The following is a 24,493-nucleotide window of genomic DNA, read 5'->3' as shown; positions in this document are numbered from 1 at the left end:
TGAGGTGCAGCGCCGGCCGGAATCGATCGGGCCGGCGCTGCGTTGTGGCTTACTTGGCCTTGCGCAGCTCATCCTTGAACTGCATGAAGTCTTCGCGGGTCTTGGCCAGAATCTGCTTGGCCTCTTCGGTACCGTAGAAAGCGACCGGCTGCTTGAATTTCTTCAGGTCTTCAGCGTAGGCAGGTTGCTCGGTGATCTGCTGCATGATGTCGGACATCTTTTTCACGATCGCCGGATCGGTGCCTTTCGGGAAGGCCACCACGTAGGGCTTGTCCATGGTGATGTCGAGGCCCTGCTCCTTGAGGGTCGGTACGTCACCCAGCATGGCGTTGCGTTCGTCGTTGGGCTGGCCCAGTGCGACCATTTGCCCGCCCTGCACATAGTCCTGTACGGAACCATAGGTGATGGCGCCCATGTCCAGACGACCGCCGAGCATGCCGACCACGCGGTCGGATACGGTGCCGCCGTCGACCATCTTCAGTTTGGCGCCGCTGAGTTTTTCCAGCATCAGGCCCTGGATGTGCGAGAAGCTGCCCATCTCGGTGCCGTAGGTGATGCTGCCCGGGTTGGCTTTCGACTTGTCCACCAGGTCCTGCATGCTGGTCACGCCGGATTGTTTGGAGGCGACGAACACGGTGCTCTTGTCGACGCCGGCAATGCAGGAAATATCGAAGGTCTCAAAGCTGTCTTCGGTCAGACCGGCCACTTCGTTGACGATCAGCTGACCCGGGTGGGTGAAGAGAATGGTGTTGCCATCCGCTGCCGCGCCCTTGACCTGTTCGGCGGCCAGGGTGCCACCGCCGCCAGCGACGTTGGTCACCACCATGGTCTTGCCGGTGATCTGATTGAAGTACTTGGCCATGGTGCGGGCGTTGAAGTCAGTATCGCCACCGGGGTTGGCGATGACCACTACCTGGATCGGGCGAGTCGGCCATTTGACCTCATCGGCGAAGGTGGCGGAATGAGTGACCAGGGCACCCATACCGACCAGGGCAGAAAGGAGGGAGGCGCGGAATGTTTTTTTCATTGGAATACTCCGGGTTGGGATAAAAGCCGCGTGAGTCAGTCGCGGCCGAGGCTGGGACGTTTCGGGTCGTATTGCCAACCCGGAACCAGGTACTGCATGGCCATGGCATCGTCACGCGCGCCGTTGGCCACCTTCTTGTAAAGCTCGTGGGCGGCCATGATCCGCTCCATGTCCGGTTCGATGCCGAGACCGGGCTTGTTGGGAACCTCTACCTGGCCACCAATGATCTGCAGCGGCTCGCGAGTCAGGCGCTCTTCGCCTTCCTGCCAGATCCAGTGGGTGTCGATGGCGGTGACGCGGCCTGGCACGGCCGCGGCGGCATGGGTGAACATGGCCAGGGAAATGTCGAAGTGGTTGTTGGAATGCGAGCCCCAGGTCAGGCCGAATTCCTCGCACACCTGACCGAGACGCACGGCGCCCTGCATGGTCCAGAAGTGCGGGTCGGCCAGCGGGATGTCCACTGCCTCCAGACGCAGCGAGTGGCCCATCTGCCGCCAGTCGGTGGCGACCATGTTGGTGGCGGTGGGGATGCCGGTAGCCCGCTTGAACTCGGCCATCACCTCGCGACCGGAATAGCCGTTCTCCGGGCCGCAAGGGTCCTCGGCGTAGGCCAGCACATGGTTCTGGCCCTGGCACAGGGCGATGGCTTCATCCAGCGACCAGGCGCCGTTGGGGTCGAGGGTGACGCGGGCATCGGGGAAGCGTGCCTTGATCGCGCGAATCGCGTCCATCTCCTCGGCGCCACGCATCACGCCGCCCTTGAGCTTGAAATCATTGAAGCCGTAGCGCGCATGGGCTGCTTCGGCCAGGCGGGCGATGGCCGCCGGTGTCATCGCAGCCTGATGGCGCAGGTGATACCAGTCATCCGCCGAGCCTTTGCCGGCGAGGTAGGGCAGGTCGGTGCGCTGGCGCTCACCTATATAGAAGAGGTAGGCGAGCATCGGCACGCTGTCGCGCTGCTGGCCGCTGCCGAGCAGTTCGGCCACCGGCACGTCCAGGTGCTGGCCGAGCAGGTCGAGCAGGGCGGCCTCGACGGCGGTGATCACGTTGTCCAGGCGCAGGTTGATCTCGTGGGGCTGCTTGAGCACGCGTGCTTCGGATTCCGAGGTGACCTGATGCTGAGTGGTCTGCGGCCCTTTGGCCGGCCCGGCGATGGCCTGGCGCAGACGATTGAGAATACGGTTGTAGCGACCGACCGGTTGCCCGATCACCAGTTCGCGGCAACGCTCCAGCGCCTGGCGGATGCCTTCGCCGCCGGGGACCTCACCACAGCCGATGCGCCCGGCATTGTCCTTGAGCAGTACCAGATTGCGGGTGAAGTAGGGGGCGTGGGCACCGCACAGGTTGAGCAACATGCTGTCATGACCGGCTACCGGAATGACCTGCATCTCGATTATCTGAGGTGTGTTGCTGCGGGGGGCTTCGTACATCTTGGCTGGGGCTCCGAACGTGGCGCGGCCCTTGGCCGCAATGGCGAAGGTACGGGTCAGTCGTGCACCGGGATCAGCAAGCGATCCGCGCTACGGCAAGTTTGAGCATGGGCAAGGATGGCAACGAAGCCAGCGCAGGCTGCGCTGTCCCGGCAGGTGCTGGCAGGGGTGCGACGAGGTGCACGGTGGCAGCAGGTGGCGGCAGTGAAGGTCTGTGACATGACCTGGGCCCTCGATTGTTTTTATTGGAATGTCATAGGTTGTCGTATGACTTGGTGAAATTAGTACCAGCCTGTTCATAGCCTGTCAACGCTGCTCATGGCTAATCATGATTGCGCTGCCATCTCTTCTGGCGCCATGACGGAGCCTGCTCTACGCTGAGCTCTAACGCTTGCGGGCTGGTTTTGCGGGCGGGTCTGGCGGAGCGGGAAACACTTCGACGAACGGACAATGCAAAAACTGGTGTTTTTTTTGTTGTTGTACGATAACGTATCTCTACAGCTGCGGCTGACGCTATTTCTCACAACTCGCTTTACAGGGTGTTCGCATAATGAATCCACAAGAACTTAAGTCCATCCTCTCTTCCGGTCTGCTGTCTTTCCCGGTAACCGATTTCGATGCCGCCGGTGATTTCAACCCGGCTGGCTATGTGCGCCGCCTCGAGTGGCTGGCGCCTTACGGTGCTTCCGCCCTGTTCGCTGCCGGCGGTACTGGCGAGTTCTTCTCCCTGGCGCCGGACGAATACAGCGCCGTGATCAAGACGGCCGTAGATACCTGTGAGAAGTCCGTACCTATCCTGGCTGGTGTCGGCGGCCCGACCCGCGTCGCCATCCAGATGGCGCAGGAAGCCGAGCGCCTGGGCGCCAAGGGCCTGCTGCTGCTGCCGCACTACCTGACCGAAGCCTCGCAGGACGGCGTTGCCGCTCACGTCGAGCAGGTGTGCAAATCGGTGAAGATCGGCGTGGTGATCTACAACCGTAACGTCTGCCGTCTCAACGCCAACCTGCTTGAGCAACTGGCCGAGCGTTGTCCGAACCTGATCGGCTACAAGGACGGCCTGGGCGACATCGAGCTGATGGTGTCGATCCGTCGCCGCCTGGGCGAGCGCCTGACCTACCTCGGCGGCCTGCCGACCGCTGAAGTCTACGCAGCGGCCTACAAGGCCCTGGGTGTACCGGTCTACTCCTCGGCGGTGTTCAACTTCATCCCGAAAACCGCCATGGACTTCTACCGCGCCATCGCTGCGGAAGATCACGTCACCGTTGGCAAGCTGATCGACGATTTCTTCCTGCCGTACCTGGACATCCGCAACCGCAAGGCCGGCTATGCCGTGAGCATCGTCAAGGCCGGTGCCAAGATCGTCGGTTACGATGCTGGTCCGGTGCGTGCGCCGCTGACCGATCTGCTGCCGGAGGAGTACGAAGCTCTGGCCAAGCTGGTCGAAGCGCAAGGCGCGCAGTAACACCGCAGGTGGCCGCTCGCCTCGGTGAGCGGCCCAGGCCTGTGCGTCGCGTTCCGGAAGCTCCGGCGCGACAGCGTTGAACAATTGTCGAACCCGTATAAGAACAACAGGGTAACGTTCATGACTTCTCAGATTCCTGCCGCTGTCGGCACCCCGCTGATCACCGAGCTGCAAGTCGTACCGGTCGCCGGCCAAGACAGCATGCTGCTCAACCTGAGCGGTGCCCACGGCCCTTATTTCACCCGCAACATCCTCATTCTCAAGGACAGCGCCGGCCATGTCGGGGTCGGCGAAGTCCCCGGTGGCGAGGGCATCCGCAAGACCCTCGAAGACGCCCGCTCGATCCTCGTCGGCCAGCCGGTCGGCAACTACAACGCGCTGCTCAACCAGGTGCGTCGCGCTTTCGCCGATCGTGATTCCGGCGGTCGTGGCCTGCAGACCTTCGACCTGCGCATCACCATCCATGCGGTCACCGCGCTGGAGTCGGCGCTGCTCGACCTGCTCGGCCAGCACCTCGGCGTGCCGGTTGCCGCCCTGCTCGGCGAAGGCCAGCAGCGCGATGCGGTGGAGATGCTCGGCTATCTGTTCTTCATCGCCGACAAGGACAAGACCGATCTCGGCTACCGCGACGAACGCGATGCCGACGATAACTGGGAGCGCGTGCGCAACCAGACCGCGCTGACCCCCGAAGCGATCGTGCGCCAGGCCGAGGCCGCGCATGCGCGTTACGGCTTCAACGACTTCAAGCTCAAGGGCGGCGTGCTGCATGGCGAAGCCGAAGTCGAGGCGATTCGTGCGCTGGCTGCGCGCTTCCCCGAGGCGCGTGTGACGCTGGACCCCAACGGCGGCTGGTCGCTGGATCAGGCCATCGCCCTGTGCCGTGACCTGCATGGCGTGTTGGCGTATGCCGAAGACCCCTGCGGCGCCGAGAACGGCTACTCGGGCCGCGAGGTGATGGCCGAGTTCCGCCGCGCCACCGGTCTGCCGACCGCGACCAACATGATCGCCACCGACTGGCGGCAGATGGGCCACACCCTCTCCCTGCAATCGGTAGATATCCCGCTGGCCGACCCGCACTTCTGGACCATGGCCGGTTCCGTGCGGGTGGCACAGATGTGCAACGACTGGGGCCTGACCTGGGGTTCGCACTCGAACAACCACTTCGACATCTCGCTGGCCATGTTCACCCACGTGGCCGCCGCTGCGCCGGGTCGCGTGACCGCCATCGACACCCACTGGATCTGGCAGGACGGCCAGTATCTGACGCGCAACCCGCTGCGTATCGAAGGTGGTCTGGTGCAGGTGCCGAAAACGCCGGGCCTCGGCGTCGAACTGGACTGGGATGCGCTGGCCAAGGCGCACGAGCTGTACCAGGCCAAGGGCCTGGGCGCGCGTGACGACGCAGTGGCCATGCAGTACCTGATTCCGGGTTGGAGCTTCAATAACAAGAAGCCTTGCCTGGTCCGTTGAGCCGAGTCCGTAGGGTGGGCTTCAGCTCACCTTAAATTGAAGCCGGTGGGCTAAAGCCCACCCTACGGGTCGACTGCCGTTGGTGGGCTGAAGCGGAACACCGCCCAGCCCGCCCTAAGAGCTTTTGTCTCACGAGCCTTGCCGATGCCAGATGCCAAACCGGGTCGAGTGCGCTACAGCATTCTGCTGATGCTGTTTCTGGTCACCACCATCACCTTTGCCGATCGCTCCAGTCTGTCCGTCGCCGGTTCGGCGATGCAGGCCGGCCTGGGCATCGATGCGGTGACGCTCGGTTATATCTTCTCCGCCTTCGGCTGGGCCTACGTGATCGGGCAGATTCCCGGTGGCTGGTTGTTCGACCGCTTCGGCACCAAGCCGGTGTACACCCTGGCGCTGTTCGTCTGGTCGGCGCTGACCCTGCTGCAGGGCTTCGTCGGCTGGCTGCCAACCTCCTGGGCGGTGACCTCGATGTTTCTTTTGCGGCTGCTGGTGGGGTTCGCCAGCGCGCCGTGTTTTCCCGGCAACGCGCGGATCATCGCCTCCTGGTTTCCCACGGCCGAACGCGCCACCGCCACGGCCATCTCCAGCTCGGCGCAGTACGCTGCCACCGCGCTGTTCGCGCCACTGATGGGCTGGGTGGTGCAAACCATGGGCTGGCAATCGGTATTCATCGTGCTGGGTTGCCTCGGGCTGGCGCTGTCATTCGTGTGGTTGACGCAACTGTACGGTCCGCGTACGCATCCACGCATCGCTGCGGCCGAGCTGCATTACCTCGAGCAAGGTGGTGCGCTGATCGATCTGGAGGGGCAGCGCGGCAGTGTCGGCGGCTCGCAGTGGCGGTATCTGGGCCTGCTGCTGCGCCAGCGCACGATGATCGGAATCTACCTCGGCCAGTACTGCAACAACGCCATTACCTATTTCTTCCTCACCTGGTTTCCCGTTTACCTGGTGCAGGCGCGTGGCATGAGCATTCTTGGCGCCGGATTCGCTGCGGCATTGCCGGCCATCAGCGGCTGCGTCGGCGGCGTGCTCGGCGGGCTGTTGTCCGATGGCATGCTGCGCCGTGGCCATTCGCTGACCCTGGCGCGCAAGCTGCCGATGGTGTTCGGCTTGCTGCTGTCGAGCAGCCTGGTGCTGTGCATTTTCGTCGAGAGCGACACCGCCGTGGTGGCGCTGATGGCCCTGGCGTTCTTCGGCAAGGGCCTCGGCTCGCTGGGCTGGACGCTGGTCGCCGACACCTCGCCGCGGCAGATCCTTGGGCTGTCCGGCGGGCTGTTCAACACCTTCGGCAACCTGGCGGCGATCACTACACCCATCGTCATCGGCTACCTGGTCAGCCATAGCGGTTCTTTCGATGGGGCATTGGCCTATGTCGGCCTCAATGCCCTGCTGGCGGTCGTCAGTTTCGGCCTGATCGTCGGCCAAATTCACAGGGTCGAGCTCGGTGAAGGGACGAGGGGCGATGACGCCACGCGTTCCAAGCCTGACTCGGTATCCTGAGCGCACAACAGGAGCACGCAGCATGCAGTTGATTCCCCATCAGGATTCGCCCCGTTACATCCGCCTGCACCCGACCGACAACGTTGGCGTGGTGGTCAATGATCAGGGTGTCGCCGCCGGTGGCCAGTTCGACGATGGCCTGACGGCTATCGAAGGCATCCCGCAGAGCCACAAGGTGGCACTGGTGGATATCGCCGAGGGCGGCGAGGTGGTGCGTTATGGCGAGGTCATCGGTTATGCGCTGAAACCCATTGCCGCCGGCAGCTGGGTCACCGAGCAGGTGCTGCGCATGCCCGAGCCGCCAGTGCTGGACAACCTGCCCAAGGCGACGATCAATACCGCGCCCGGCGAGCCGCTGCAGGGCTACAGCTTCGAGGGCTTCCGCAACCCGGACGGCAGCGTTGGCACCCGCAATATTCTCGGTGTGACCACCACCGTGCAGTGCGTGGTCGGCGTGCTCGATCATGTGGTCGAGCGGGTGCGCAAGGAAGTGTTGCCCAAGTACCCCAACGTCGACGACGTGGTCGCGCTGTCGCACAGCTACGGCTGCGGCGTGGCGATCAACGCGCCGGACGCCGTGGTGCCGATCCGCACCCTGTACAACATCAGCCGCAACCCCAATCTGGGTGGCCAGGCACTGGTTATCAGCCTCGGCTGCGAGAAGCTGCAGGCCAACCAGTTGATGGATGGCGATCAGCTCACCAACGGCATGGACGAGGAAGACTGGCTGTTCCGCCTGCAGGATTCCGGCACCGGTTTCACCGGCATGGTCGAGCAGATCATGGCCATGATCGAAGAGCGTCTGAAGGTGCTCGACCAGCGCCGCCGCGAGACGGTACCGGCCTCCGAGCTGGTGGTTGGCATGCAGTGCGGCGGCAGCGATGCCTTCTCCGGCATCACCGCCAACCCGGCTCTGGGCGTGGCCGCCGATCTGCTGGTGCGTGCCGGTGCCACCGTGATGTTCTCCGAGAACACCGAGGTACGCGACGGCATCCACCTGCTCACGCCGCGCGCTGCCAGTGTCGAGGTGGCCGATGCGCTGATCCGCGAGATGGACTGGTACGACCGTTACCTGCAGCGCGGCATGGCCGATCGCAGCGCCAATACCACGCCGGGCAACAAGAAGGGCGGGTTGAACAACATCGTCGAGAAGGCCATGGGTTCCATCGCCAAGTCCGGCAACAGCCCGATTGCCGGCGTGGTCGCGCCGGGTGAGCGGATTCGTGGCAAGGGCCTGTGGTTCTGCGCCACGCCGGCCAGCGATTTCATCTGCGGCACCCTGCAACTGGCGGCAGGCATGAACCTGCACATCTTCACCACCGGTCGCGGCACGCCCTATGGCCTGTCCATGGTGCCGGTGATCAAGGTGGCCACGCGCACTCAGCTGGCCGAGCGCTGGCCGGACCTGATCGACGTCGACGCCGGGCAGATCGTCTCCGGGCGCATGACGCTGGAGGAAATGGGCTGGCATATCTTCCAGCTCTACCTGGACGTTGCCAGCGGTCGCAAGCAGACCTGCGCCGAGCACCTGCGCCTGCACAACGACCTGGTGCTGTTCAACCCGGCGCCGGTGACCTGAGATGAGTGGCCTTTCCGATGATCTGCTCCAGGCGCTGCGCGAAGCGGTTGGCGAGGCTGGCCTGATCACTGACGCCGAACGCATGCAGAGCTATCTCAGCGACTGGCGCGGCGCATACCGCGGTCACGCGGCTGCGGTGCTGCGCCCGGCCACCACCGAGGAGGTCGCCGCCGTGGTGCGCCTGTGCGCGCAGGCCAGCGTCGCACTGGTGCCGCAAGGTGGCAACACCGGCCTGTGCGGCGGCTCGATCCCGGATGACAGCGGGGCGCAGGTCGTGCTGTCGCTGACGCGCATGAAGCGCATCCGCGACGTGGACGTGGCCAACGCAACCATCACCGTCGAGGCCGGGGTGATCCTCCAGCAGCTGCAGGAGGCCGCTGCCGAAGTCGGCCGGCTATTCCCGCTGTCGCTGGGCGCCGAGGGCAGCTGCACGGTCGGCGGCAACCTGGCGACCAATGCCGGCGGCACCGCCGTGCTGCGCTACGGCAACATGCGTGACCTGACCCTGGGGCTGGAAGTGGTACTGCCCGACGGGCGCATCTGGGATGGCCTGCGCGGCTTGCGCAAGGACAACACCGGCTATGACCTCAAGCATCTGTTCATCGGCAGCGAGGGTACCCTGGGTATCATCACTGCCGCTGTGCTCAAGCTGTTCCCGGCGGTACGCAGCCTGACCACTGCCTGGGTGGCGCTGCCCAGTCCGCAGGCAGCGGTCGAGCTGATCGGGCAGATGCGCGGGCTGTGTGGCGACCGCCTGACCGGCTTCGAGCTGATGTCGCGGCAGAGCGTCGAGTTCGTCCTGCGTCATGTCGCCGGTGTCAGCGACCCCTTTGCCGAAGCGCATCCCTGGTACGTGCTGATCGAACTGAGTGACACCCAGCCCAATGCGCCGTTGAACGAGATGCTCGAGCAGGGCATCGGCGAGGCCTTCGAGCAGGGCGTGGCGCTGGATGCTGTGCTGGCTGGTAGCGATGCGCAGGTGCGCGCCTTGTGGGCGCTGCGCGAAGGTATCTCGGAGGCGCAGAACCACGAAGGGCCGAGCCTCAAGCACGACATCAGCGTGCCGGTCAGCCGTATTCCCGACTTTATCGCGCGTACCGATCAGGCGTTGCAGCAGACATTCCCCGGCGTGCGCATCGTGGCCTACGGCCACGTCGGCGACGGCAACCTGCATTACAACATCAGCAAGCCAGTCGGCGCCGAGGATGGCCCCTTCAAGGCGCAGGCCGAGGCGATCATGCGGGTGATCTACGATCAGGTCCTGGAAGATGCTGGCAGTATCAGCGCCGAACATGGCCTGGGCCAGTCCAAGCGCCTGGCCGCGCAGCACTACAAGGCGCCGCTGGAGCTGGAACTGATGGCCCGCATCAAGCAGGCGCTGGACCCGTCCGGGCTGATGAATCCGGGCAAATTGCTGTAACAGTCCGTTGAAAAACGTAGGCGAGGCAGCCAGTGCAAGGCAAATACAGGCGAAAAACGGTCGGAGTCGCGCTCGACTTTACGCGCTGTAAATGAGCATTTTGATCGGACTCGCGCACGAGCCTGTATTTAACGCAGCAATGGCAACGCAGGTAGTTTTTCAACAGCCTGGTAAATCGCACGATCCAAACAGGAGGAACCATGAGCAAAGCCAAGGTGCTGCAGATCGGCCCGCTGAGCGAGCGCTTCAACCGCGAGCTGGCCGAGGAATACGAGGTCAGTGCGCTGTGGCAGCAGGCCGAGCCGCTGGCCTTCCTGCGTGAACAGGGCGAGCAGTTCATCTACATGGTGTCCTCGGCGCGTTTCGGCTGCACGGCCGACCAACTGCGGCTACTACCCAATCTGCGCGCCATCTGCAGTTTCGGTGTCGGCTACGATCCCTATCCGCTGGAGCTGCTGCGTGACCGCGGCATCGTCCTCAGCACCACGCCGGACGTGCTCAACGACTGCGTCGCCGACCTGGCCATGGGCCTGATGATCGACAGCGCGCGGCGTCTGTCCGAGGCCGATCGTTTCGTGCGCAGCGGCGCCTGGAGCAGCACCACGGGCTTTCCCCTGGCGCGCCGGGTCAGCGGCAAGCGCCTGGGCATCGTCGGCCTCGGTCGTATCGGCGAAGCGGTGGCGCTGCGGGCTTCTGGGTTCTCCATGCCAGTGCGCTACCACAACCGCCGTGCGGTCGAGGGCAGCCCGCACCAGCATGAGCCGGATCTGCTGGCGCTGGCGCGTTGGGCGGACTTTCTGGTGCTGACCTGCCCGGGCGGCAAGGCCACCCATCATCTGATCGATGCCGAGGTGCTCGAAGCACTCGGGCCTGATGGTTTCCTGATCAACGTGGCGCGCGGTTCGGTGGTCGATGAGGCGGCGCTGATCGCTGCACTGCAGCAGAAGGTGATCGGTGGCGCCGGACTGGATGTTTTCGAGCATGAGCCCCAGGTACCGGCGGCACTGCGCGAACTGGACAACGTGGTGCTGCTGCCGCACGTCGGCAGCGCCAGCGTCGAGACGCGCCAGCAGATGGCCGATCTGGTACTCGATAACCTGCGTTCCTTTATCGCCAGCGGCCAGTTGCTGACGCCGCTGTAACCCATTTGCGTGACGGCGCCCGTCGCCACGCTTATCGCCGCAACGCCACAAGCGCTGTGGCCGCTTCTCCCTCAACCTCACCAGCAGCACCGGCGCGCCACAAGCGCGCCGGGTTATCCCGCTATGCCTGCGTTGGCTAATGGCTAGGGTGTCGCGGGGCCGCCCAGGCTGTGCGCACCAAGACCGGTTTCGTTGCTCGGTGCGCACGGGGCCACCTACCGGCCCGAGGCTTTGCACAACGAACCCATAATGCACTTGCCCTGCCTGGGTGGTCAGGCTCTACACTCTGTGGTTTTTCCGCAGGCAAGGACTCTCACCGTGCACTCGGTCATCTCTATTCAGCAATTGAACAAGACCTATGCCTCGGGCCATCCGGCCCTGCAGGGCATCGATCTGGACATTCGCCAGGGCGAGATCTTCGCCTTGCTCGGCCCCAACGGCGCCGGCAAGACCACCCTGATCAGCATCATCTGCGGCATCGTTAATCCGGGCGAGGGCCGGGTGCTGGTGGCTGGCCACGATATCGTTCGCGACTACCGCGCCGCCCGCTCGCAGATCGGCCTGGTGCCGCAGGAACTGGTCAGCGACGTGTTCGAAACGGTGTGGGCGACGGTCAAGTTCAGCCGTGGCCTGTTCGGCAAGAAGCCCGACCCGGCCTACCTGGAGCAACTGCTCAAGGACCTGTCGCTGTGGGACAAACGCAACGCCAAGATCATGGAACTGTCCGGCGGCATGAAGCGCCGGGTGATGATCGCCAAGGCGCTCTCGCACGAGCCGCAGATTCTCTTCCTCGACGAGCCCACCGCCGGCGTCGACGTGGAGCTGCGCCGCGACATGTGGAACATGGTCAGGCGCCTGCGCGAACGTGGCGTGACCATCATCCTCACCACCCACTACATCGAAGAGGCCGAGGAAATGGCCGACCGCATCGGCGTGATCAGCAAGGGGCGGATCATTCTAGTGGAGGACAAGCAGGTGCTGATGCACAAGCTGGGCAAGAAGCAGCTGACCCTGCACCTGCAGCAGCCATTGTCCTGCGTGCCGGCCGAACTGGCGCGCTATGGTCTGGAACTGGCCGATCAGGGCCATGCCCTGGTGTTCACCTTCGACGCCCAGCACGAGAACACCGGCATCGCCGAATTGCTGCGTGAACTCGCCCAGCACGGTATCGACTTCAAGGATCTGCAGTCGAGCCAGAGTTCGCTGGAGGAAATTTTCGTGTCACTGCTGGAGGAGTCGCGCGCATGAACCTGTACGCCATCAAGGCCATCTACCTGTTCGAGCTGGCGCGCACCTGGCGCACCCTGCTGCAAAGCATCGCCACGCCGGTGATCAGCACCTCGCTGTACTTCGTGGTGTTCGGCTCGGCCATCGGTTCGAGCATGACCCAGGTGCAGGGCGTGAGCTACGGCGCCTTCATCATTCCGGGCCTGATCATGCTGGCGCTGCTGACCGAGAGCATTTCCAACGCCTCGTTCGGCATCTACATGCCCAAGTACTCGGGGAGCATCTACGAGATTCTTTCGGCACCGGTGTCCTACCTGGAAATCCTCATCGGCTACGTCGGCGCGGCGGCCACCAAGTCGGTGATCCTTGGCCTCATCATCCTGCTCACGGCGCGGCTGTTCGTCGATTTCGAGATTCAGCATCCCCTCTGGATGGCGGCGTTCCTGATCCTCACCGCGCTGACCTTCAGCCTGTTCGGCTTCATCATCGGCGTCTGGGCCGATGGCTGGGAGAAGCTGCAGATCGTCCCGGCGCTGATCGTCACGCCGCTGACCTTCCTGGGGGGCGCCTTCTATTCGATCAGCATGCTACCGCCGGTCTGGCAGACGGTAACCCTGTTCAACCCGGTTGTGTACCTGATCAGTGCCTTCCGCTGGAGCTTCTACGGCGTTTCCGACGTCAACGTCGGCATTAGCCTGGCGATGGTGCTGGGCTTTCTGGCGCTGTGCATCTTGCTGGTGGGCTGGATCTTCAAGACCGGTTACCGGCTCAAGAGCTGAGCCTCCGGATAGCAGCATTCGCGGCTGAAGCCGCTCCTACATCGGTCGCGTACGCCTCTGATTGTAGGAGCGGCTTCAGCCGCGAAACGTTGGAAACGAGGGGCGCATCTGCGCCCCTTGTTAATTTCAGTCTGTAGGGTGGATTAAAACGCGCCGTGAATGGGTAACGTACGAGAGGTGCTTTAGCGGCGATTCGCTTGCCCTCGTCGCGGCTAAAGCCCCTCCCACAGAAGCGGTTCGGGTCACTTAACCCGCAATTCACACTCGAAGGTTTCCGCCGGCGGTACGTTCGGCTCCCACGGCTGCTGGTAGGTCAGCAGCAGACGACCTTCGCCCGATTCGCGAGCGGTAAAGCGCCAGGTGGAGATGCCGCCAGCGCCCACCAGTCCGGCATCTTCCGGGTTGCTGTACACCTCAGGGCCAAGGCTTTGCAGCACGTTCGCCGCAGCGTCACGCACCTCCCAGCGAAAACCGGTGGTGGGGTTGCTGGGCAGGCTGAGAATCAGTTGCTGACCCTTGTTCAGCGTCAGCGGGCACTGCCGATCCTTCTTCAACTCCAGCGTGCCGGACTGATGGGCACAAGCCGTGAGCAGAGCCAAGGCGGGTAGGGTAAGCAGGCGCAAGGTGGCGTGCATGACGAACTCCAGTCGAACGAAACCTGGCCCAGCATAGCCGCATTGGCTTGTCGGTGGCGACCGTCGAGGCGGGTGGTTTGCTGTAGGAGCGCGCTCTGCTCGCGAATGTCGGCGAGCCTGAAAAGCTTCGCGAGCAGAGCTCACTCCCACATATGCCTCTTTACTCGAACAGCACCCTGGCGACATCGCCATAGCGCTTGGCGAAGTGCACGGTGATGCCTTCCTTGAGGTAGTTCGGTAGTTCCTCGTAGCTGCCGCGGTTTGCCTCCGGGAGGATCAGTTCATGGATCTTCTGCCGCCGCGCCGCGATCACCTTCTCGCGCACGCCGCCGATGGGCAGCACCTGGCCGGTGAGGGTCAGCTCGCCAGTCATGGCCACGCCCTTTTTCGGCGCCTGGTTGCGCGCCAGCGAAAGCAGCGCGCTGGCCATGGTGATGCCGGCGCTGGGGCCGTCCTTGGGCGTGGCGCCTTCCGGTACGTGCAGGTGGACGAAGGCCTGATCGAAGAAGGTCGGGTCGCCGCCGAACTGCTTGAGGTGCGAGCTGACGTAGCTGTAGGCGATCTCCGCCGATTCCTTCATCACCTCGCCGAGCTGGCCGGTCAGCTTGAAACCACGGTTGAGCGTGTGGATGCGCGTCGCCTCGATCGGCAGGGTGGCGCCGCCCATGCTGGTCCAGGCCAGCCCGGTGATGACCCCGATGCCGGCCAGAACCCGCTCGTTGCGGAACACCGGCATGCCGAGGGCTTCCTCCAGATCCTTGGCACCGATGCGGATCTTCGCCTCGGCGTCCTCCAGCAGTTTCACCACCGACTTGCGCACCAGCTTGCCGAGCTGTTTTTCCAGCTGGCGCACGCCGGCTTCGCGGGCATAGCCTTCGATCACCGCGCGCAGTGCCGCGTCGCTGATGGACAGGCGCGCTTTCGGCACGCCGGCCTTTTCCAGCTGCTTGGGCCACAGGTGGCGCTTGGCGATGGCCAGTTTTTCCTCGGTGATGTAGCCGGACAGGCGGATCACCTCCATGCGGTCGAGCAGCGGTCCGGGGATGGAGTCGAGGGTGTTGGCGGTGCAGACGAACAGCACCTTGGACAGGTCCAGGCGCAGGTCCAGGTAGTGGTCGAGGAATTCGACGTTCTGCTCCGGGTCGAGGGTCTCCAGCAGCGCCGAGGCGGGGTCGCCCTGGTAGCTGGTGCCCATCTTGTCGATCTCGTCGAGCATGATCACCGGGTTCATCACCTCGGCTTCCTTCAGCGCCTGCACCAGCTTGCCGGGCATGGCGCCAATGTAGGTGCGGCGGTGGCCCTTGATCTCCGCCTCGTCACGCATGCCGCCCACCGAGAAGCGGTAGAACGGCCGGCCGAGGGATTCGGCGATGGACTTGCCGATGCTGGTCTTGCCCACGCCGGGCGGGCCGACCAGCAGCACGATGGAGCCGGCGATCTCGCCCTTGAAGGCACCGACGGCGAGGAACTCGGTGATGCGCTCTTTGATGTCGTCCATGCCGGCGTGGTGCTTGTCCAGCACCTTGCGCGCGCGGCCCAGGTCGAGCTTGTCCTGACCGTGAATACCCCAGGGCAGGGCGGTGGCCCAGTCCAGGTAGTTACGCGTGACGGCGTACTCCGGCGAGCCGGTCTCCAGGATCGACAGCTTGTTCAACTCCTCGTCGATGCGCTTCTGCGCGGGCGCCGGCAGGGTCTTGCCTTCGAGGCGGGCGAGAAACTCCTCGCGATCCGCGCTCTTGTCGTCCTTGCTGATGCCCAGCTCCTGCTGGATCAGCTTGAGCTGCTCCTTGAGGAAGAATTCGCGCTGACGCTCGCCGATCTGCTTGTTCACCTCTGCCGACAGCTCCTTCTGCAGGCGGCCGACCTCGACCTCCTTGCGCAGCAGTGGCAGTACTTTCTCCATGCGCTTGAGCATGGGCACTGTGTCCAGCACTTCCTGCAGCTCCTGGCCGGAAGCGGTGGTCAGGGCCGCAGCGAAGTCAGTGAGCGGCGACGGATCGTTGGGACTGAAGCGATTGAGGTAGTTCTTCAGCTCCTCGCTGTACAGCGGGTTGAGCGGCAGCAGTTCCTTGATCGCGTTGATCAGCGCCATGCCGTAGGCCTTGACCTCATCACGTGGGTCGTTGGGTGACTGTGGATATTCCACTTCGGCCAGATACGGGCCACGGCGGCTGAGCCAGCCGCGAATGCGCACGCGGGTCAGGCCCTGGGCGACGAACTGCAGTTTGCCGCCTTCCTCGCTGACGTGATGTACGCGCACCAGCGTGCCGTGCTCTGGCAGGGTATCGAGGTCGAATTCGCCATTCTCGTCCGGTGGATTGTCGACGAAGAACACCGCCAGGCATTTGTGCTCGGTATTGCCGACGCGCGTCAGCGTACGGCCCCAGGGCTGCTCGTTGACCATGACCGGCAGCACCTGCGCCGGAAAGAACGGGCGGTTGTGGATGGGGATGATGTAGAGCTTGTCCGGCAACTGCTGAGCGGGCAGTACCAGTCCGGTGCTATCGGCCTTGACGTGAACTTCGACAGCTTCGGGGGTGTTGTCCTGATCGTTCATGGAGCACCTTTGCGTGTACGTTGGTTGCTACATGGGGCGAGCGCAGGATTTTTTCAACGTTTCAGTCGAGGCTCAGGCGAATGCCTTGCAGGCGCTGCTCGATCAGTGGCGTGAGCAGAGCGAAGCATTCAGCGGGCGCCAGACGAATCTGCGCCGACTCGATCAGGTCACCTTGCAGGCGCTCGATCAGCGCGAGCAGATGTGCGTCCTGCTCCTGATCGAGCAGGCGCTTGCAGAGAAAACGCAGCTGCATCTGCAGGCCGGGCGGGCAGCGCTCGTAATTGGCTGCGCGTACCGCCAGGCCGCGCAGCCTGGCAAGGTCTTCGAGCGAGCGGCAGGCCTCGCCGAGCCCGCGAATTCTCGGGTGATGTTGACGGTAAAGGCGATCTTCGAGTTGTTCGATCACCACCAGCAGTGTCTCGATCAGTCGGCAGTGGGCATCGAAGTCGGCGGGGTTGCGGCGCAACTGTGGCCAGTGTTGCTGCAGGGGCGGTAGTTGCATGCGGGCACCAGGCCAGTTCAGCCACAGCTCGTCGAGCTGCTGCGCCAGCGCATTGCGCTGCGCGATGCTCGCAGCATCCAGCTGCGCACCCAGGCCACGGTGTTTCTGCAGGGCCTGAAGCAGGTCGAGGCAGCGCTGCACGATCTCGGTATCCGCCTGTGTGTCGGCTTTCAGCTGGCGATTTTCCGCTCGGTGGGTGAGCCAGTAGCCCAGGGCCAGCAGCACGACAAGCAGGGTCAGAAGAATCAGGGCGGTGTCGCTCATTGGGGCTCGCTTGTCTGGGCCGGTCTAGGGGCGAAGCAACTCTCCTGCCAGCTACCAGGGCTGTGTAGTACGGGCCAGCAAGGCCCGGTGGGTGCACAGTAATGGAGCATGTTGGCATTCAGGCGGTGAATTGGTGCATTGGTTGCTATAGGTGCAACCGTTTCGCGATAGGTGGTTGCGGCGTTTTTCATTGGAAAGGAGTAAAGTGCAACCCTTGTTTCGTGCCGCCAGTCTTTTGCGATGCTGCAAGCCCGTGTGATCCGCCTGGATGAACAGGCCCATGAACATGCCCATGATCATCATCAGTTGGTGATGTCCCTGGTCGGCCGCGCCGAATTCGAGGTCGGCGGCCGCGGTGGGGAAGTCTGTCGTATGCGCGCCTGCCTGGTGCCAGGCGACGCTGCCCACCAGTTCGCTGGCATGGGCGACAACCGCATGCTGATCCTCGATCTGGACGAGCAGGACACCCCCAGCGAAGACCTGGAGCTGCTCCATCGCCTGTTCGAAAAGCCTCGCTATCCCGCCCTCGATGTCGATTTCCAGCACCTGCTGAGCTATGCCGGCGCGGAGCTGGAGCGCTACGGCAGTGACTCCATCCTCGCGCGTTCTCTCGGTGGCGTATTGCTCCGTGCTCTGCACCTGCGCCTGTTTGGCGAGCAGCGCCGGCAGCCGCAGGGGGCGCTGGATCTGCAGCGCCTGGATGATTACATCGGCGAGCACCTGGCGCGGCGCATCAGCGTCGCCGAGCTGGCGCACGAAATGTGCCTGAGCCCCAGCCACTTCCATGCCCAGTTCAAGGACAGCGTCGGCCTCACGCCACACCAATACCTGCTCCAGACCCGTCTCGACCGCGCCGCGCGCATGCTGCGCGAGAGCAACCTGCCGTTGGTGAGAATCGCCGAGGAATGTGGTTTCTCCAGTCAGAGCGCGCTGACTACCGCCATGCGCCGCTATATGGGCCTGACCCCGAAACGCCTGCGCCGAGAATAGCGCCGCTGCTGGCCAATTGCCGCTGGCCGGTTCGCTGCCAGCCAGCTAGGCTGTCAATTCTGTACGCCAAACTCGGTTGCCAAGATGGCATGTAATCCTGTGGACGCCCCGGCCGCTGGCCCGGGCCAAGGCTCGCGCATGACTGGTCGCAATTCCCGCCTGCTCCTCCTCGTTCTGTTCGCCGCCCTGGTCCTGCCCGGCCCGGCGCATGCCGCGGCGCTGCATGCCGATCTGCTGGACGCCGCCGGCCAGCCGCTGGCCGATGCGGTGATCAGCCTGAGCGGCCCGTTGGACGCATCCCAGGCGCCACCGCCGGCGCTCATGGATCAGCGCGACAAGCAGTTCCAGCCCCATGTGCTGGCGGTGCGTACCGGCACCCTGGTGTCCTTCCCCAACAGCGACGATATCCGCCACCAGGTCTACTCCTTCTCGCCGGCCAAGCGTTTCGAGTTGCGCCTGTACCAGGGCACGCCGAGCGAGCCGGTGCTGTTCGACAAGCCCGGTCTGGTGGTGCTGGGCTGCAATATTCATGACTGGATGCTCGGCTATATCTATGTCACCGACGATCCCTGGTTCGCCGTCAGCGACGAGAACGGCCGTGCGGCCATCGCCGGGTTGCCGGCCGGCCGCTACGCCGTGACCCTCTGGCACCCGGGCAATCCGCAGTTGTTGCCGCAGGCCGCTGGCGAGCTGCAGGTGCAGGGGCAGACGCTGAGCCAGCGGTTCACCCTGGCCAGCAGCGGCCCTGCCGACCCGCCCGCGCCGCCGGCGCCGAGCGCGTTCGGTGAGGCTTTCAGGAAGGCCGCCGAAGATGCTGCGCAGTAGCTTCCAGGCGCGTATCAGCGGCGTCCTCATCCTGCTGTTGCTGGTGGTGATCGGCGCTCTCTATGTCGCGGTGAAGGCCGCCACCGATGCCGCAGTGCGCGCCCAGGCGCAGGAGCAGCTGAACGTCGGCAGCCTCGTCTTCGAGCAACTGCTGGCGCTGCGCAGCGACCAACTGCAGCAGGCCGCCCAGGTACTGGCGGCCGATTTCGGCTTCAAGGAGGCGGTGGCCAGCGGCGATGCACCGACCATCCGCTCGGCACTGGCCAACCAGGGCGCGCGCATCAACGCCGACGCGGTGTTCCTGCTGGGGCTGGACGGCAGCCTGCAGGTGAGCACCGACCCGAACATCGACGCCGAGGCGCTGGCCCGTCTCGACGGCCAGCTGCATCTGCCACAGCGCGACGGGGCGCGGCTGTTCCTGCTGCCCATCGGCAGGCAGATCTATCTGCTGGTGGATGCCACAGTGAGCGCACCGCTGCCGATCGCCCGAGTGCAGATGGGCTTTGCCGTGGACCGCGAATTCGCCGTGCAGCTGCGTGAGCTGACCCACCTGGAGCTGAGCCTGGTGGCCAGTCGCGACGGTGCGGCGCCGACCTGGATCAGTACCCTGCCGGCCAGCGCCCAGGCCCTGTTGCAAGCGCAGATGAAGGCCGCCGGCGCGATGCCGCAGCGTCTCGACGGCGGCAGCGAGCATTACTTCGGCCAGCATCTGCAACTGGCCAGCGGCCCCGGCTATCGCGTCGAGGCGCTGCTGCACAAGTCCCTCGGCGAGGCCGAGGCGGCGTTCGCACAGCTGGATCGGCGCATCCTGCTGATCAGCCTGGGGGCCATGCTCGCCTCGCTGGTCGGCGCGCTGTTGCTGGCACGCAGCGTGTCGCGGCCGGTGCGCGAGCTGGCCGCTGCCGCCCAGCGCATCGGCCGTGGCGACTATCAACAGCCGGTGGCCCTGGCCCGCAGCGACGAGTTGGGCGTGCTGGCGCTGGCGGTCAATGACATGCAGCGCGGCATCGCTGAGCGCGAGCGGCAACTGGCGCACAACGCCCTGCACGATGCGTTGACCGGTTTGCCCAACCGTACCCTGGCGCTGGAGCGGCTGGGCAGCGCGATCACCGCCGGGCGGCCCACGGCGCTGCTGTACCTGGGCATGGGCAACTTCGCCGCGATCAACGAGAGCTGTGGCCAGGGCGGCGGCGACCTGGCCCTGCAGCAGTTGGCCCGGCGCCTGCAGGCGACCCTGCGCCCCGGCGACAGCCTGGCGCGCCTGGTGGGCGACGAGTTCCTCCTGCTGTTGGAACAGTGCGACGGCAGCAGCGCAGTGGCCAGTGCCGACCGCCTGCATCAGTTGCTGCTCAAGCCGCTGCGCATCGGCACGCTGGACACTACCCTGGACTGCCGCATCGGCATTGCCGCCTACCCGGCCGACGGCGACACCCCGGACGATTTGCTGCGCCGTGCGCGCATCGCCATGCAGGATGCCGCCCGGCACCCCGGGCGCCTGCAGCTCTACCAGCAGGGCCGCGACGCCCTCCAGCAGCGGCAGATCCGCCTGATCCGCGATCTGCGCCACGCCGCCGCGCAGGGCCAACTGCTGCTGCACTACCAGCCCAAGCTGGACATCCGCGAGGGCCTCGTGCGCCAGGCCGAGGCGCTGCTGCGCTGGCAGCATCCGCAGCTGGGCATGGTCTCGCCTGGTGAATTCATTCCGCTGGCCGAGCGCACCGGCAGCATCCAGCTGCTCTCCGCCTGGGTCATCGAGGAGGCCATGCGCCAGTTGCAGGAGTGGGACGGGCGCGGCGTTTGGGTACAGCTGTCACTGAATATCTCTACCGCAGACCTGCTCGACGCAGAGCTGCCGGGGCGCGTTGGCGCACTGCTGGCACGCTACCGGGTGGCGCCGGAGCAATTGATCTTCGAAATCACTGAGAGCGGGGTGATGCTCGACCCCGAGCGTGCGTTGCAGGTACTGCACGGCTTGCGCGACTACGGCATCGGCCTGTCGGTGGACGATTTCGGCACCGGCTATTCCTCGCTGGCGCAGCTCAAGCGCATGCCGGTGCAGGAGTTGAAGATCGACCAGAGTTTCATCCGTGAGCTGGACGACCACAGCGAGGACTCGGTGATCGTTCGTTCCACCATCGAAATGAGCCACAGCCTGGGCCTTAAGGTGGTGGCCGAGGGTGTCGAACTGGCCTCCGGCCTGAGTCTTTTGCAGCGCTGGCACTGCGATACCGCACAGGGCTATCTGATCAGTCGGCCGCTGGCCGCCGAGGCCTTCGAGGCCTGGCTGGCACAGCCTTATCGTCCCCCCCTGGCCAAGGTGCACTGAAGCATGCGACTCGCCTGTCTGTTGGGTATGTGTCTGTACGCCGGGCTGGCTAGTGCTGGCGAAGGCCGCTTGCTGGCCACCGGCGGCGCCACCAGCCTCGAGGGCGCCGCTGGCGGTGGGCTCACGCCCTGGGCGGTGCTGGCCGGTTACGGCGAGCGCGGCGAATGGGGCGCGGACGTGTTCGCCACCCGTGTCGAAACCGGCGACTACCGCCTCGACGTGGCCGGCGTGGCGGCGGCTTACGGCAACCGCATCGAGCTGTCCTACGCGCGCCAGCGCTTCGACCTCGGCACCCTGGCGCGCGACCTGCGCCTGCCGGACAACAGTCTCAGCCAGGACGTGCTCGGCCTCAAGCTGCGCCTGGCCGGCGACCTGATCTACGACCGCCTGCCGCAGATTTCCCTCGGCCTGCAGCACAAGCGTCAGCGCGACTTCCTGGTGCCCAGCCTGGTCGGCGCGCAGCGCCGCGAGGACAGCGAAGGCTACCTGGCGGCCAGCCGGCTGATCCTAGGCGGTGCTTTCGGCTACAACCTGCTGCTCAACGCCAACCTGCGCTACAGCCGGGCCAACGAACTGGGCCTGCTGGGCTTCGGCGGTGACCGTCGCGACCGCCATTCCTGGCTCAAGGAAGGCTCGGTGGCGGTGCTGCTGGATCGGCACTGGGCAGTGGGCATCGAGTATCGGGAAAAACCCGACAACCTGAGCTTTGCCGGCGAGAGCGACTGGGCCGATCTGTTCGTCGGCTACTTCCCGAGCAAGAACCTGGCTGTGGTGCTGGCCTACGCGCGGCTCGGCGAGATCGCCACGCTGGACAACCAGGACGGTGTCTACCTGTCCGTGCAGGGGAGTTTCTGAACATGCGCCTGGCCATGCTCTGCCTGCCGCTGCTGCTGGCGGCCTGCGCCCAGCAGGCGCCGCGCGACGACGGCCTGTACCGCGTCCTGGGCGAGGAGCCCGGTATCGTGCGGATCGTCGAAGGCATGCTGCTGGGCTCCGCGCGCGATCCGCGCATCGCCCGGCACTTTCTCGACATCGACATCGAGCGTCTGCGCGAGAAGCTGATCGAGCAGCTGTGCTTCGAGAGCGGCGGCCCCTGCGTCTACACCGGCGACAGTATGGAGGAGAGCCACAAGGGCCTGCGCCTGACCCCCAGCGACTTCAACGCCCTGGTCGAGCACCTGCAGGACGCCATGGAGGCCGAGGGCGTACCGACGCCGGCGCAGAACCGCTTGCTGGCGCGCCTGGCGCCGATGCGTGGGCAGGTGATCGACCGCTAGCGAGCGGGGCGCCCGGGTTCAGGCGTAATTCTGCGGGCTCAACTGGCGTTCGATCAGCTCGATAAGGATGTGCAGCGTCTTGATGTGCAGCTCCTGTACGCGGTCGGCGAAGTCGCCGCCCGGGGCGCAGATGCACACGTCGGCCAGGCTTTCCAGCAGCGAGCCGGGTTTGCCGGTCAGGGCAATCACCTTCACACCCAGCGCCTTGGCGGCTTCGGCGGCCTTGACTACGTTGGGGCTCTTGCCGCTGGTGCTGATGGCGATCAGTACGTCACCTTCGCGACCATGGGACTCGATGTAGCGCGAAAAGATGAAGTCGTAGCCAAAGTCGTTGGCCACGCAGCTGATATGGCTGGGATCGCTGATCGACACGGCGGCGATGCCGGGACGGTTCTTGCGATAGCGCCCGGTCAGCTCCTCGGCGAAGTGCATGGCGTCGCACATCGAGCCGCCGTTGCCGCAGGAAAAGGCCTTGCCCTTGTGCTCGAAACTCTCGACCAGCAACTCGGCGGCCTTCTGGATGTTGCCCAGGGTTTGTTCGTTGGCGAGGAAGGCCTCCAGCGCACGCTGGGCTTCCTGCAGGCTGTTGCGGATATGTTCGATCATCGCGTCTCAGAACCTCAAGGGAGTTCAGGGCTGGAGTAGAAGGCGGTCAGCACTTTCACCAGATGATCCAGGTCGTGGCTGCCGGCCAGTTCGCGGATCGAGTGCATGGCGAAGGTGGGCAGGCCGATATCGACCGTGCGCACGCCGAGCTGGCTGGCGGTGATCGGGCCGATGGTGGAGCCGCAGGCCATGTCGCTGCGCACCACGAAGCTCTGCACCGGCACTTCGTTTTCCAGGCACAGGTGGCGGAAGAAACCAGCGGTCTCGCTGTTGGTGGCGTAGCGCTGGTTGCTGTTGATCTTGATCACCGGGCCGGCATTGAGCTTGGGCCCGTGGTTGCCGTCATGCTTGTCGGCGTAGTTCGGGTGCACGCCGTGGGCGTTGTCGGCCGAGACCAGCAGCGAGCGCTGGATGGTGCGGACGAAGGCATCGCCGTCTGGCAGCACGCGGCGCAGCACCTGTTCGAGGAAGGGGCCGTCGGCGCCGCAGGCCGAGCAGGAGCCGACTTCTTCGTGGTCGGTGCAGACCAGCACGCAGGTCTCCTCGTCGTCCGAGTCGATCAGCGCCTGCAGGCCGGCATAGCAGGACAGCAGGTTGTCCAGGCGCGCGCTGGCGATGAAATCCTGGTTGAGGCCGACGATGGCGGCGCTCTGGGTGTCGTAGAAGCTCAGCTCGTAGTCCAGCACCGCGTCCGGGTTGAAGTCGTGCTCCATGGCCAGCTGTTCGGCGAGCAGGGCGCGGAAGTCAGCGGTTTCGCTGCTGGCGAGCTGGGCGAGGATCGGCGGCAACTCGTTCTGCGGGTTGATCGCCCAGCCCTGGTTGGCCTCGCGATTGAGGTGGATGGCCAGGCTGGGGATCACGGCGATGGGCTGGTAGAAGTCGATCAACTGGCTCTCGACCTTGCCGTCGCGTCGGTAGGTCACGCGGCCGGCCAGCGACAGGTCACGGTCGAACCAGGGGGCGAGCAGGGCGCCGCCGTAGACTTCCACGCCGAGCTGGAAGAAGCCCTGGCGCTGCAACTCCGGGGTCGGTTTGACGCGCAGGCAGGGGCTGTCGGTATGTGCACCGACCAGTCGAATGCCGCCGTCCACGGTCGGACGCTTGCCGAGCTTGAAGGCGATGATCGAGGAGTCGTTGCGGGTCACGTAATAGCGGCCACCGGCTTCGGTATGCCAGGGTGCGCGTTCGTCGAGGTGACGATAACCGGCGGCTTCCAGGCGCATGGCCAGGCTGGTGGTGGCGTGGAAAGGGGTCGGCGAGGCGTTGAGAAAATCGAGCAGGCCTTGAATCAGTTCTTCGCGCATGTATGACTCCGGACAGCGATGGCGCAGTGTAACCGTTTTGCCTGTTCTTGGCAGAGCGGCGCGTGCATGGCCCGGATAGAGAGTGGCAATATTGCGTGAGGGGCGGCAGCATCAGGTGAGGGATGCCCGGAACAAAAAAGCGGATACCGACAGGGCCTCAATCTGCCGATA

The 24,493-nt window shown here is 64.8% G+C and carries 20 protein-coding genes; 13 read left to right on the top strand and 7 right to left on the bottom strand.

Annotated features, from left to right (window positions below; translation table 11 throughout):
• Nucleotides 1–49: 49 nt before the first annotated feature.
• Nucleotides 50–1,027 (bottom strand): tripartite tricarboxylate transporter substrate binding protein, encoded by a 978-nt coding sequence (locus BLR77_RS04305; protein WP_074675624.1) that lies wholly within the window; start codon nt 1,025–1,027, stop codon nt 50–52.
• Between the two features lie 35 nt (nt 1,028–1,062).
• On the bottom strand, nt 1,063–2,457 hold the full coding sequence (locus BLR77_RS04300; RefSeq protein WP_074675623.1) for an enolase C-terminal domain-like protein: 1,395 nt from the start codon (nt 2,455–2,457) through the stop codon (nt 1,063–1,065).
• 550 nt (nt 2,458–3,007) lie between these two features.
• On the opposite strand from BLR77_RS04300, the gene kdgD reads away from it, so the two are divergent.
• From kdgD to BLR77_RS04260, 8 genes are all read left to right on the top strand, one after another.
• Complete coding sequence (gene kdgD / locus BLR77_RS04295; protein WP_074675622.1) at nt 3,008–3,919, top strand: 5-dehydro-4-deoxyglucarate dehydratase; 912 nt, start codon at nt 3,008–3,010, stop codon at nt 3,917–3,919.
• A 120-nt stretch (nt 3,920–4,039) separates the two neighbouring features.
• Nucleotides 4,040–5,389, top strand: coding sequence for a glucarate dehydratase (gene gudD / locus BLR77_RS04290; protein ID WP_074675621.1), 1,350 nt, complete (start codon nt 4,040–4,042; stop codon nt 5,387–5,389).
• A 144-nt stretch (nt 5,390–5,533) separates the two neighbouring features.
• On the top strand, nt 5,534–6,889 hold the full coding sequence (locus BLR77_RS04285; RefSeq protein ID WP_074675620.1) for an MFS transporter: 1,356 nt from the start codon (nt 5,534–5,536) through the stop codon (nt 6,887–6,889).
• A 22-nt stretch (nt 6,890–6,911) separates the two neighbouring features.
• A complete protein-coding gene (gene garD, locus BLR77_RS04280; RefSeq protein ID WP_074675619.1) occupies nt 6,912–8,468 on the top strand; it encodes a galactarate dehydratase in 1,557 nt (518 codons plus the stop codon).
• Between the two features lies 1 nt (nt 8,469).
• Nucleotides 8,470–9,888, top strand: coding sequence for an FAD-binding oxidoreductase (locus BLR77_RS04275; RefSeq protein ID WP_074675618.1), 1,419 nt, complete (start codon nt 8,470–8,472; stop codon nt 9,886–9,888).
• A 200-nt stretch (nt 9,889–10,088) separates the two neighbouring features.
• The gene (locus BLR77_RS04270) at nt 10,089–11,030 is read left to right on the top strand and encodes a 2-hydroxyacid dehydrogenase (protein WP_074675617.1); all 942 of its coding nucleotides are present in this window, start codon (nt 10,089–10,091) and stop codon (nt 11,028–11,030) included.
• Nucleotides 11,031–11,348: 318 nt separating this feature from the next.
• Nucleotides 11,349–12,278 carry an ABC transporter ATP-binding protein gene (locus BLR77_RS04265; RefSeq protein ID WP_074675616.1) on the top strand — a complete coding sequence of 310 codons (930 nt, stop codon included), beginning with the start codon at nt 11,349–11,351 and terminating at the stop codon, nt 12,276–12,278.
• Nucleotides 12,275–13,036: an ABC transporter permease gene (locus BLR77_RS04260; RefSeq protein ID WP_074675615.1), complete on the top strand. Its 762-nt coding sequence runs from the start codon at nt 12,275–12,277 to the stop codon at nt 13,034–13,036. Before BLR77_RS04265 ends, BLR77_RS04260 begins: the two co-directional genes overlap by 4 nt.
• Before the next feature lie 242 nt (nt 13,037–13,278).
• On the opposite strand, the gene BLR77_RS04255 is transcribed toward BLR77_RS04260, so the two are convergent.
• From BLR77_RS04255 to BLR77_RS04245, 3 genes are all read right to left on the bottom strand, one after another.
• Nucleotides 13,279–13,671: a protease inhibitor I42 family protein gene (locus BLR77_RS04255; RefSeq protein WP_074675614.1), complete on the bottom strand. Its 393-nt coding sequence runs from the start codon at nt 13,669–13,671 to the stop codon at nt 13,279–13,281.
• Between the two features lie 160 nt (nt 13,672–13,831).
• Complete coding sequence (gene lon / locus BLR77_RS04250) at nt 13,832–16,228, bottom strand: endopeptidase La (protein WP_074675613.1); 2,397 nt, start codon at nt 16,226–16,228, stop codon at nt 13,832–13,834.
• A 61-nt stretch (nt 16,229–16,289) separates the two neighbouring features.
• Nucleotides 16,290–16,994: a hypothetical protein gene (locus tag BLR77_RS04245; protein WP_074675612.1), complete on the bottom strand. Its 705-nt coding sequence runs from the start codon at nt 16,992–16,994 to the stop codon at nt 16,290–16,292.
• A 240-nt stretch (nt 16,995–17,234) separates the two neighbouring features.
• On the opposite strand from BLR77_RS04245, the gene BLR77_RS04240 reads away from it, so the two are divergent.
• The 5 genes from BLR77_RS04240 (at nt 17,235) to BLR77_RS04220 (ending at nt 22,412) form a co-directional block, all read left to right on the top strand.
• Nucleotides 17,235–17,984 carry a helix-turn-helix domain-containing protein gene (locus BLR77_RS04240; protein ID WP_074675611.1) on the top strand — a complete coding sequence of 250 codons (750 nt, stop codon included), beginning with the start codon at nt 17,235–17,237 and terminating at the stop codon, nt 17,982–17,984.
• Nucleotides 17,985–18,122: 138 nt separating this feature from the next.
• The gene (locus tag BLR77_RS04235; protein ID WP_169716332.1) at nt 18,123–18,809 is read left to right on the top strand and encodes a methylamine utilization protein; all 687 of its coding nucleotides are present in this window, start codon (nt 18,123–18,125) and stop codon (nt 18,807–18,809) included.
• Nucleotides 18,796–21,135: a putative bifunctional diguanylate cyclase/phosphodiesterase gene (locus BLR77_RS04230; protein ID WP_074675610.1), complete on the top strand. Its 2,340-nt coding sequence runs from the start codon at nt 18,796–18,798 to the stop codon at nt 21,133–21,135. Before BLR77_RS04235 ends, BLR77_RS04230 begins: the two co-directional genes overlap by 14 nt.
• 3 nt (nt 21,136–21,138) lie before the next feature.
• Nucleotides 21,139–21,990 (top strand): DUF3034 family protein, encoded by an 852-nt coding sequence (locus BLR77_RS04225; RefSeq protein WP_074675609.1) that lies wholly within the window; start codon nt 21,139–21,141, stop codon nt 21,988–21,990.
• A 2-nt stretch (nt 21,991–21,992) separates the two neighbouring features.
• Nucleotides 21,993–22,412: a group I truncated hemoglobin gene (locus BLR77_RS04220; RefSeq protein WP_074675608.1), complete on the top strand. Its 420-nt coding sequence runs from the start codon at nt 21,993–21,995 to the stop codon at nt 22,410–22,412.
• A gap of 18 nt (nt 22,413–22,430) precedes the next feature.
• Here the strand turns inward: BLR77_RS04220 and lpcA are convergent, their stop codons facing one another.
• Together lpcA and BLR77_RS04210 are read right to left on the bottom strand one after the other, a co-directional pair.
• Complete coding sequence (gene lpcA, locus BLR77_RS04215) at nt 22,431–23,018, bottom strand: D-sedoheptulose 7-phosphate isomerase (protein WP_074675607.1); 588 nt, start codon at nt 23,016–23,018, stop codon at nt 22,431–22,433.
• Nucleotides 23,019–23,032: 14 nt separating this feature from the next.
• Nucleotides 23,033–24,322 carry a M18 family aminopeptidase gene (locus tag BLR77_RS04210; protein ID WP_074675606.1) on the bottom strand — a complete coding sequence of 430 codons (1,290 nt, stop codon included), beginning with the start codon at nt 24,320–24,322 and terminating at the stop codon, nt 23,033–23,035.
• Between the last annotated feature and the right edge of the window lie 171 nt (nt 24,323–24,493).

The sequence above is a fragment of the Ectopseudomonas alcaliphila genome, assembly GCF_900101755.1.
GTDB lineage: Bacteria > Pseudomonadota > Gammaproteobacteria > Pseudomonadales > Pseudomonadaceae > Aquipseudomonas > Aquipseudomonas alcaliphila.
This window is presented reverse-complemented; position numbering and strand designations above follow the sequence as displayed.

What these genes read in the sequence shown, in the direction of transcription:
- BLR77_RS04305 (WP_074675624.1), bottom strand. Translation starts at nt 1,027, where the DNA reads ATGAAAAAAACATTCCGCGCCTCCCTCCTTTCTGCCCTGGTCGGTATG.
- BLR77_RS04300 (WP_074675623.1), bottom strand. Translation starts at nt 2,457, where the DNA reads ATGTACGAAGCCCCCCGCAGCAACACACCTCAGATAATCGAGATGCAG.
- kdgD (WP_074675622.1), top strand. Translation starts at nt 3,008, where the DNA reads ATGAATCCACAAGAACTTAAGTCCATCCTCTCTTCCGGTCTGCTGTCT.
- gudD (WP_074675621.1), top strand. Translation starts at nt 4,040, where the DNA reads ATGACTTCTCAGATTCCTGCCGCTGTCGGCACCCCGCTGATCACCGAG.
- BLR77_RS04285 (WP_074675620.1), top strand. Translation starts at nt 5,534, where the DNA reads ATGCCAGATGCCAAACCGGGTCGAGTGCGCTACAGCATTCTGCTGATG.
- garD (WP_074675619.1), top strand. Translation starts at nt 6,912, where the DNA reads ATGCAGTTGATTCCCCATCAGGATTCGCCCCGTTACATCCGCCTGCAC.
- BLR77_RS04275 (WP_074675618.1), top strand. Translation starts at nt 8,470, where the DNA reads ATGAGTGGCCTTTCCGATGATCTGCTCCAGGCGCTGCGCGAAGCGGTT.
- BLR77_RS04270 (WP_074675617.1), top strand. Translation starts at nt 10,089, where the DNA reads ATGAGCAAAGCCAAGGTGCTGCAGATCGGCCCGCTGAGCGAGCGCTTC.
- BLR77_RS04260 (WP_074675615.1), top strand. Translation starts at nt 12,275, where the DNA reads ATGAACCTGTACGCCATCAAGGCCATCTACCTGTTCGAGCTGGCGCGC.
- BLR77_RS04255 (WP_074675614.1), bottom strand. Translation starts at nt 13,671, where the DNA reads ATGCACGCCACCTTGCGCCTGCTTACCCTACCCGCCTTGGCTCTGCTC.
- lon (WP_074675613.1), bottom strand. Translation starts at nt 16,228, where the DNA reads ATGAACGATCAGGACAACACCCCCGAAGCTGTCGAAGTTCACGTCAAG.
- BLR77_RS04245 (WP_074675612.1), bottom strand. Translation starts at nt 16,994, where the DNA reads ATGAGCGACACCGCCCTGATTCTTCTGACCCTGCTTGTCGTGCTGCTG.
- BLR77_RS04240 (WP_074675611.1), top strand. Translation starts at nt 17,235, where the DNA reads ATGCTGCAAGCCCGTGTGATCCGCCTGGATGAACAGGCCCATGAACAT.
- BLR77_RS04235 (WP_169716332.1), top strand. Translation starts at nt 18,123, where the DNA reads ATGACTGGTCGCAATTCCCGCCTGCTCCTCCTCGTTCTGTTCGCCGCC.
- BLR77_RS04230 (WP_074675610.1), top strand. Translation starts at nt 18,796, where the DNA reads ATGCTGCGCAGTAGCTTCCAGGCGCGTATCAGCGGCGTCCTCATCCTG.
- BLR77_RS04225 (WP_074675609.1), top strand. Translation starts at nt 21,139, where the DNA reads ATGCGACTCGCCTGTCTGTTGGGTATGTGTCTGTACGCCGGGCTGGCT.
- BLR77_RS04220 (WP_074675608.1), top strand. Translation starts at nt 21,993, where the DNA reads ATGCGCCTGGCCATGCTCTGCCTGCCGCTGCTGCTGGCGGCCTGCGCC.
- lpcA (WP_074675607.1), bottom strand. Translation starts at nt 23,018, where the DNA reads ATGATCGAACATATCCGCAACAGCCTGCAGGAAGCCCAGCGTGCGCTG.
- BLR77_RS04210 (WP_074675606.1), bottom strand. Translation starts at nt 24,322, where the DNA reads ATGCGCGAAGAACTGATTCAAGGCCTGCTCGATTTTCTCAACGCCTCG.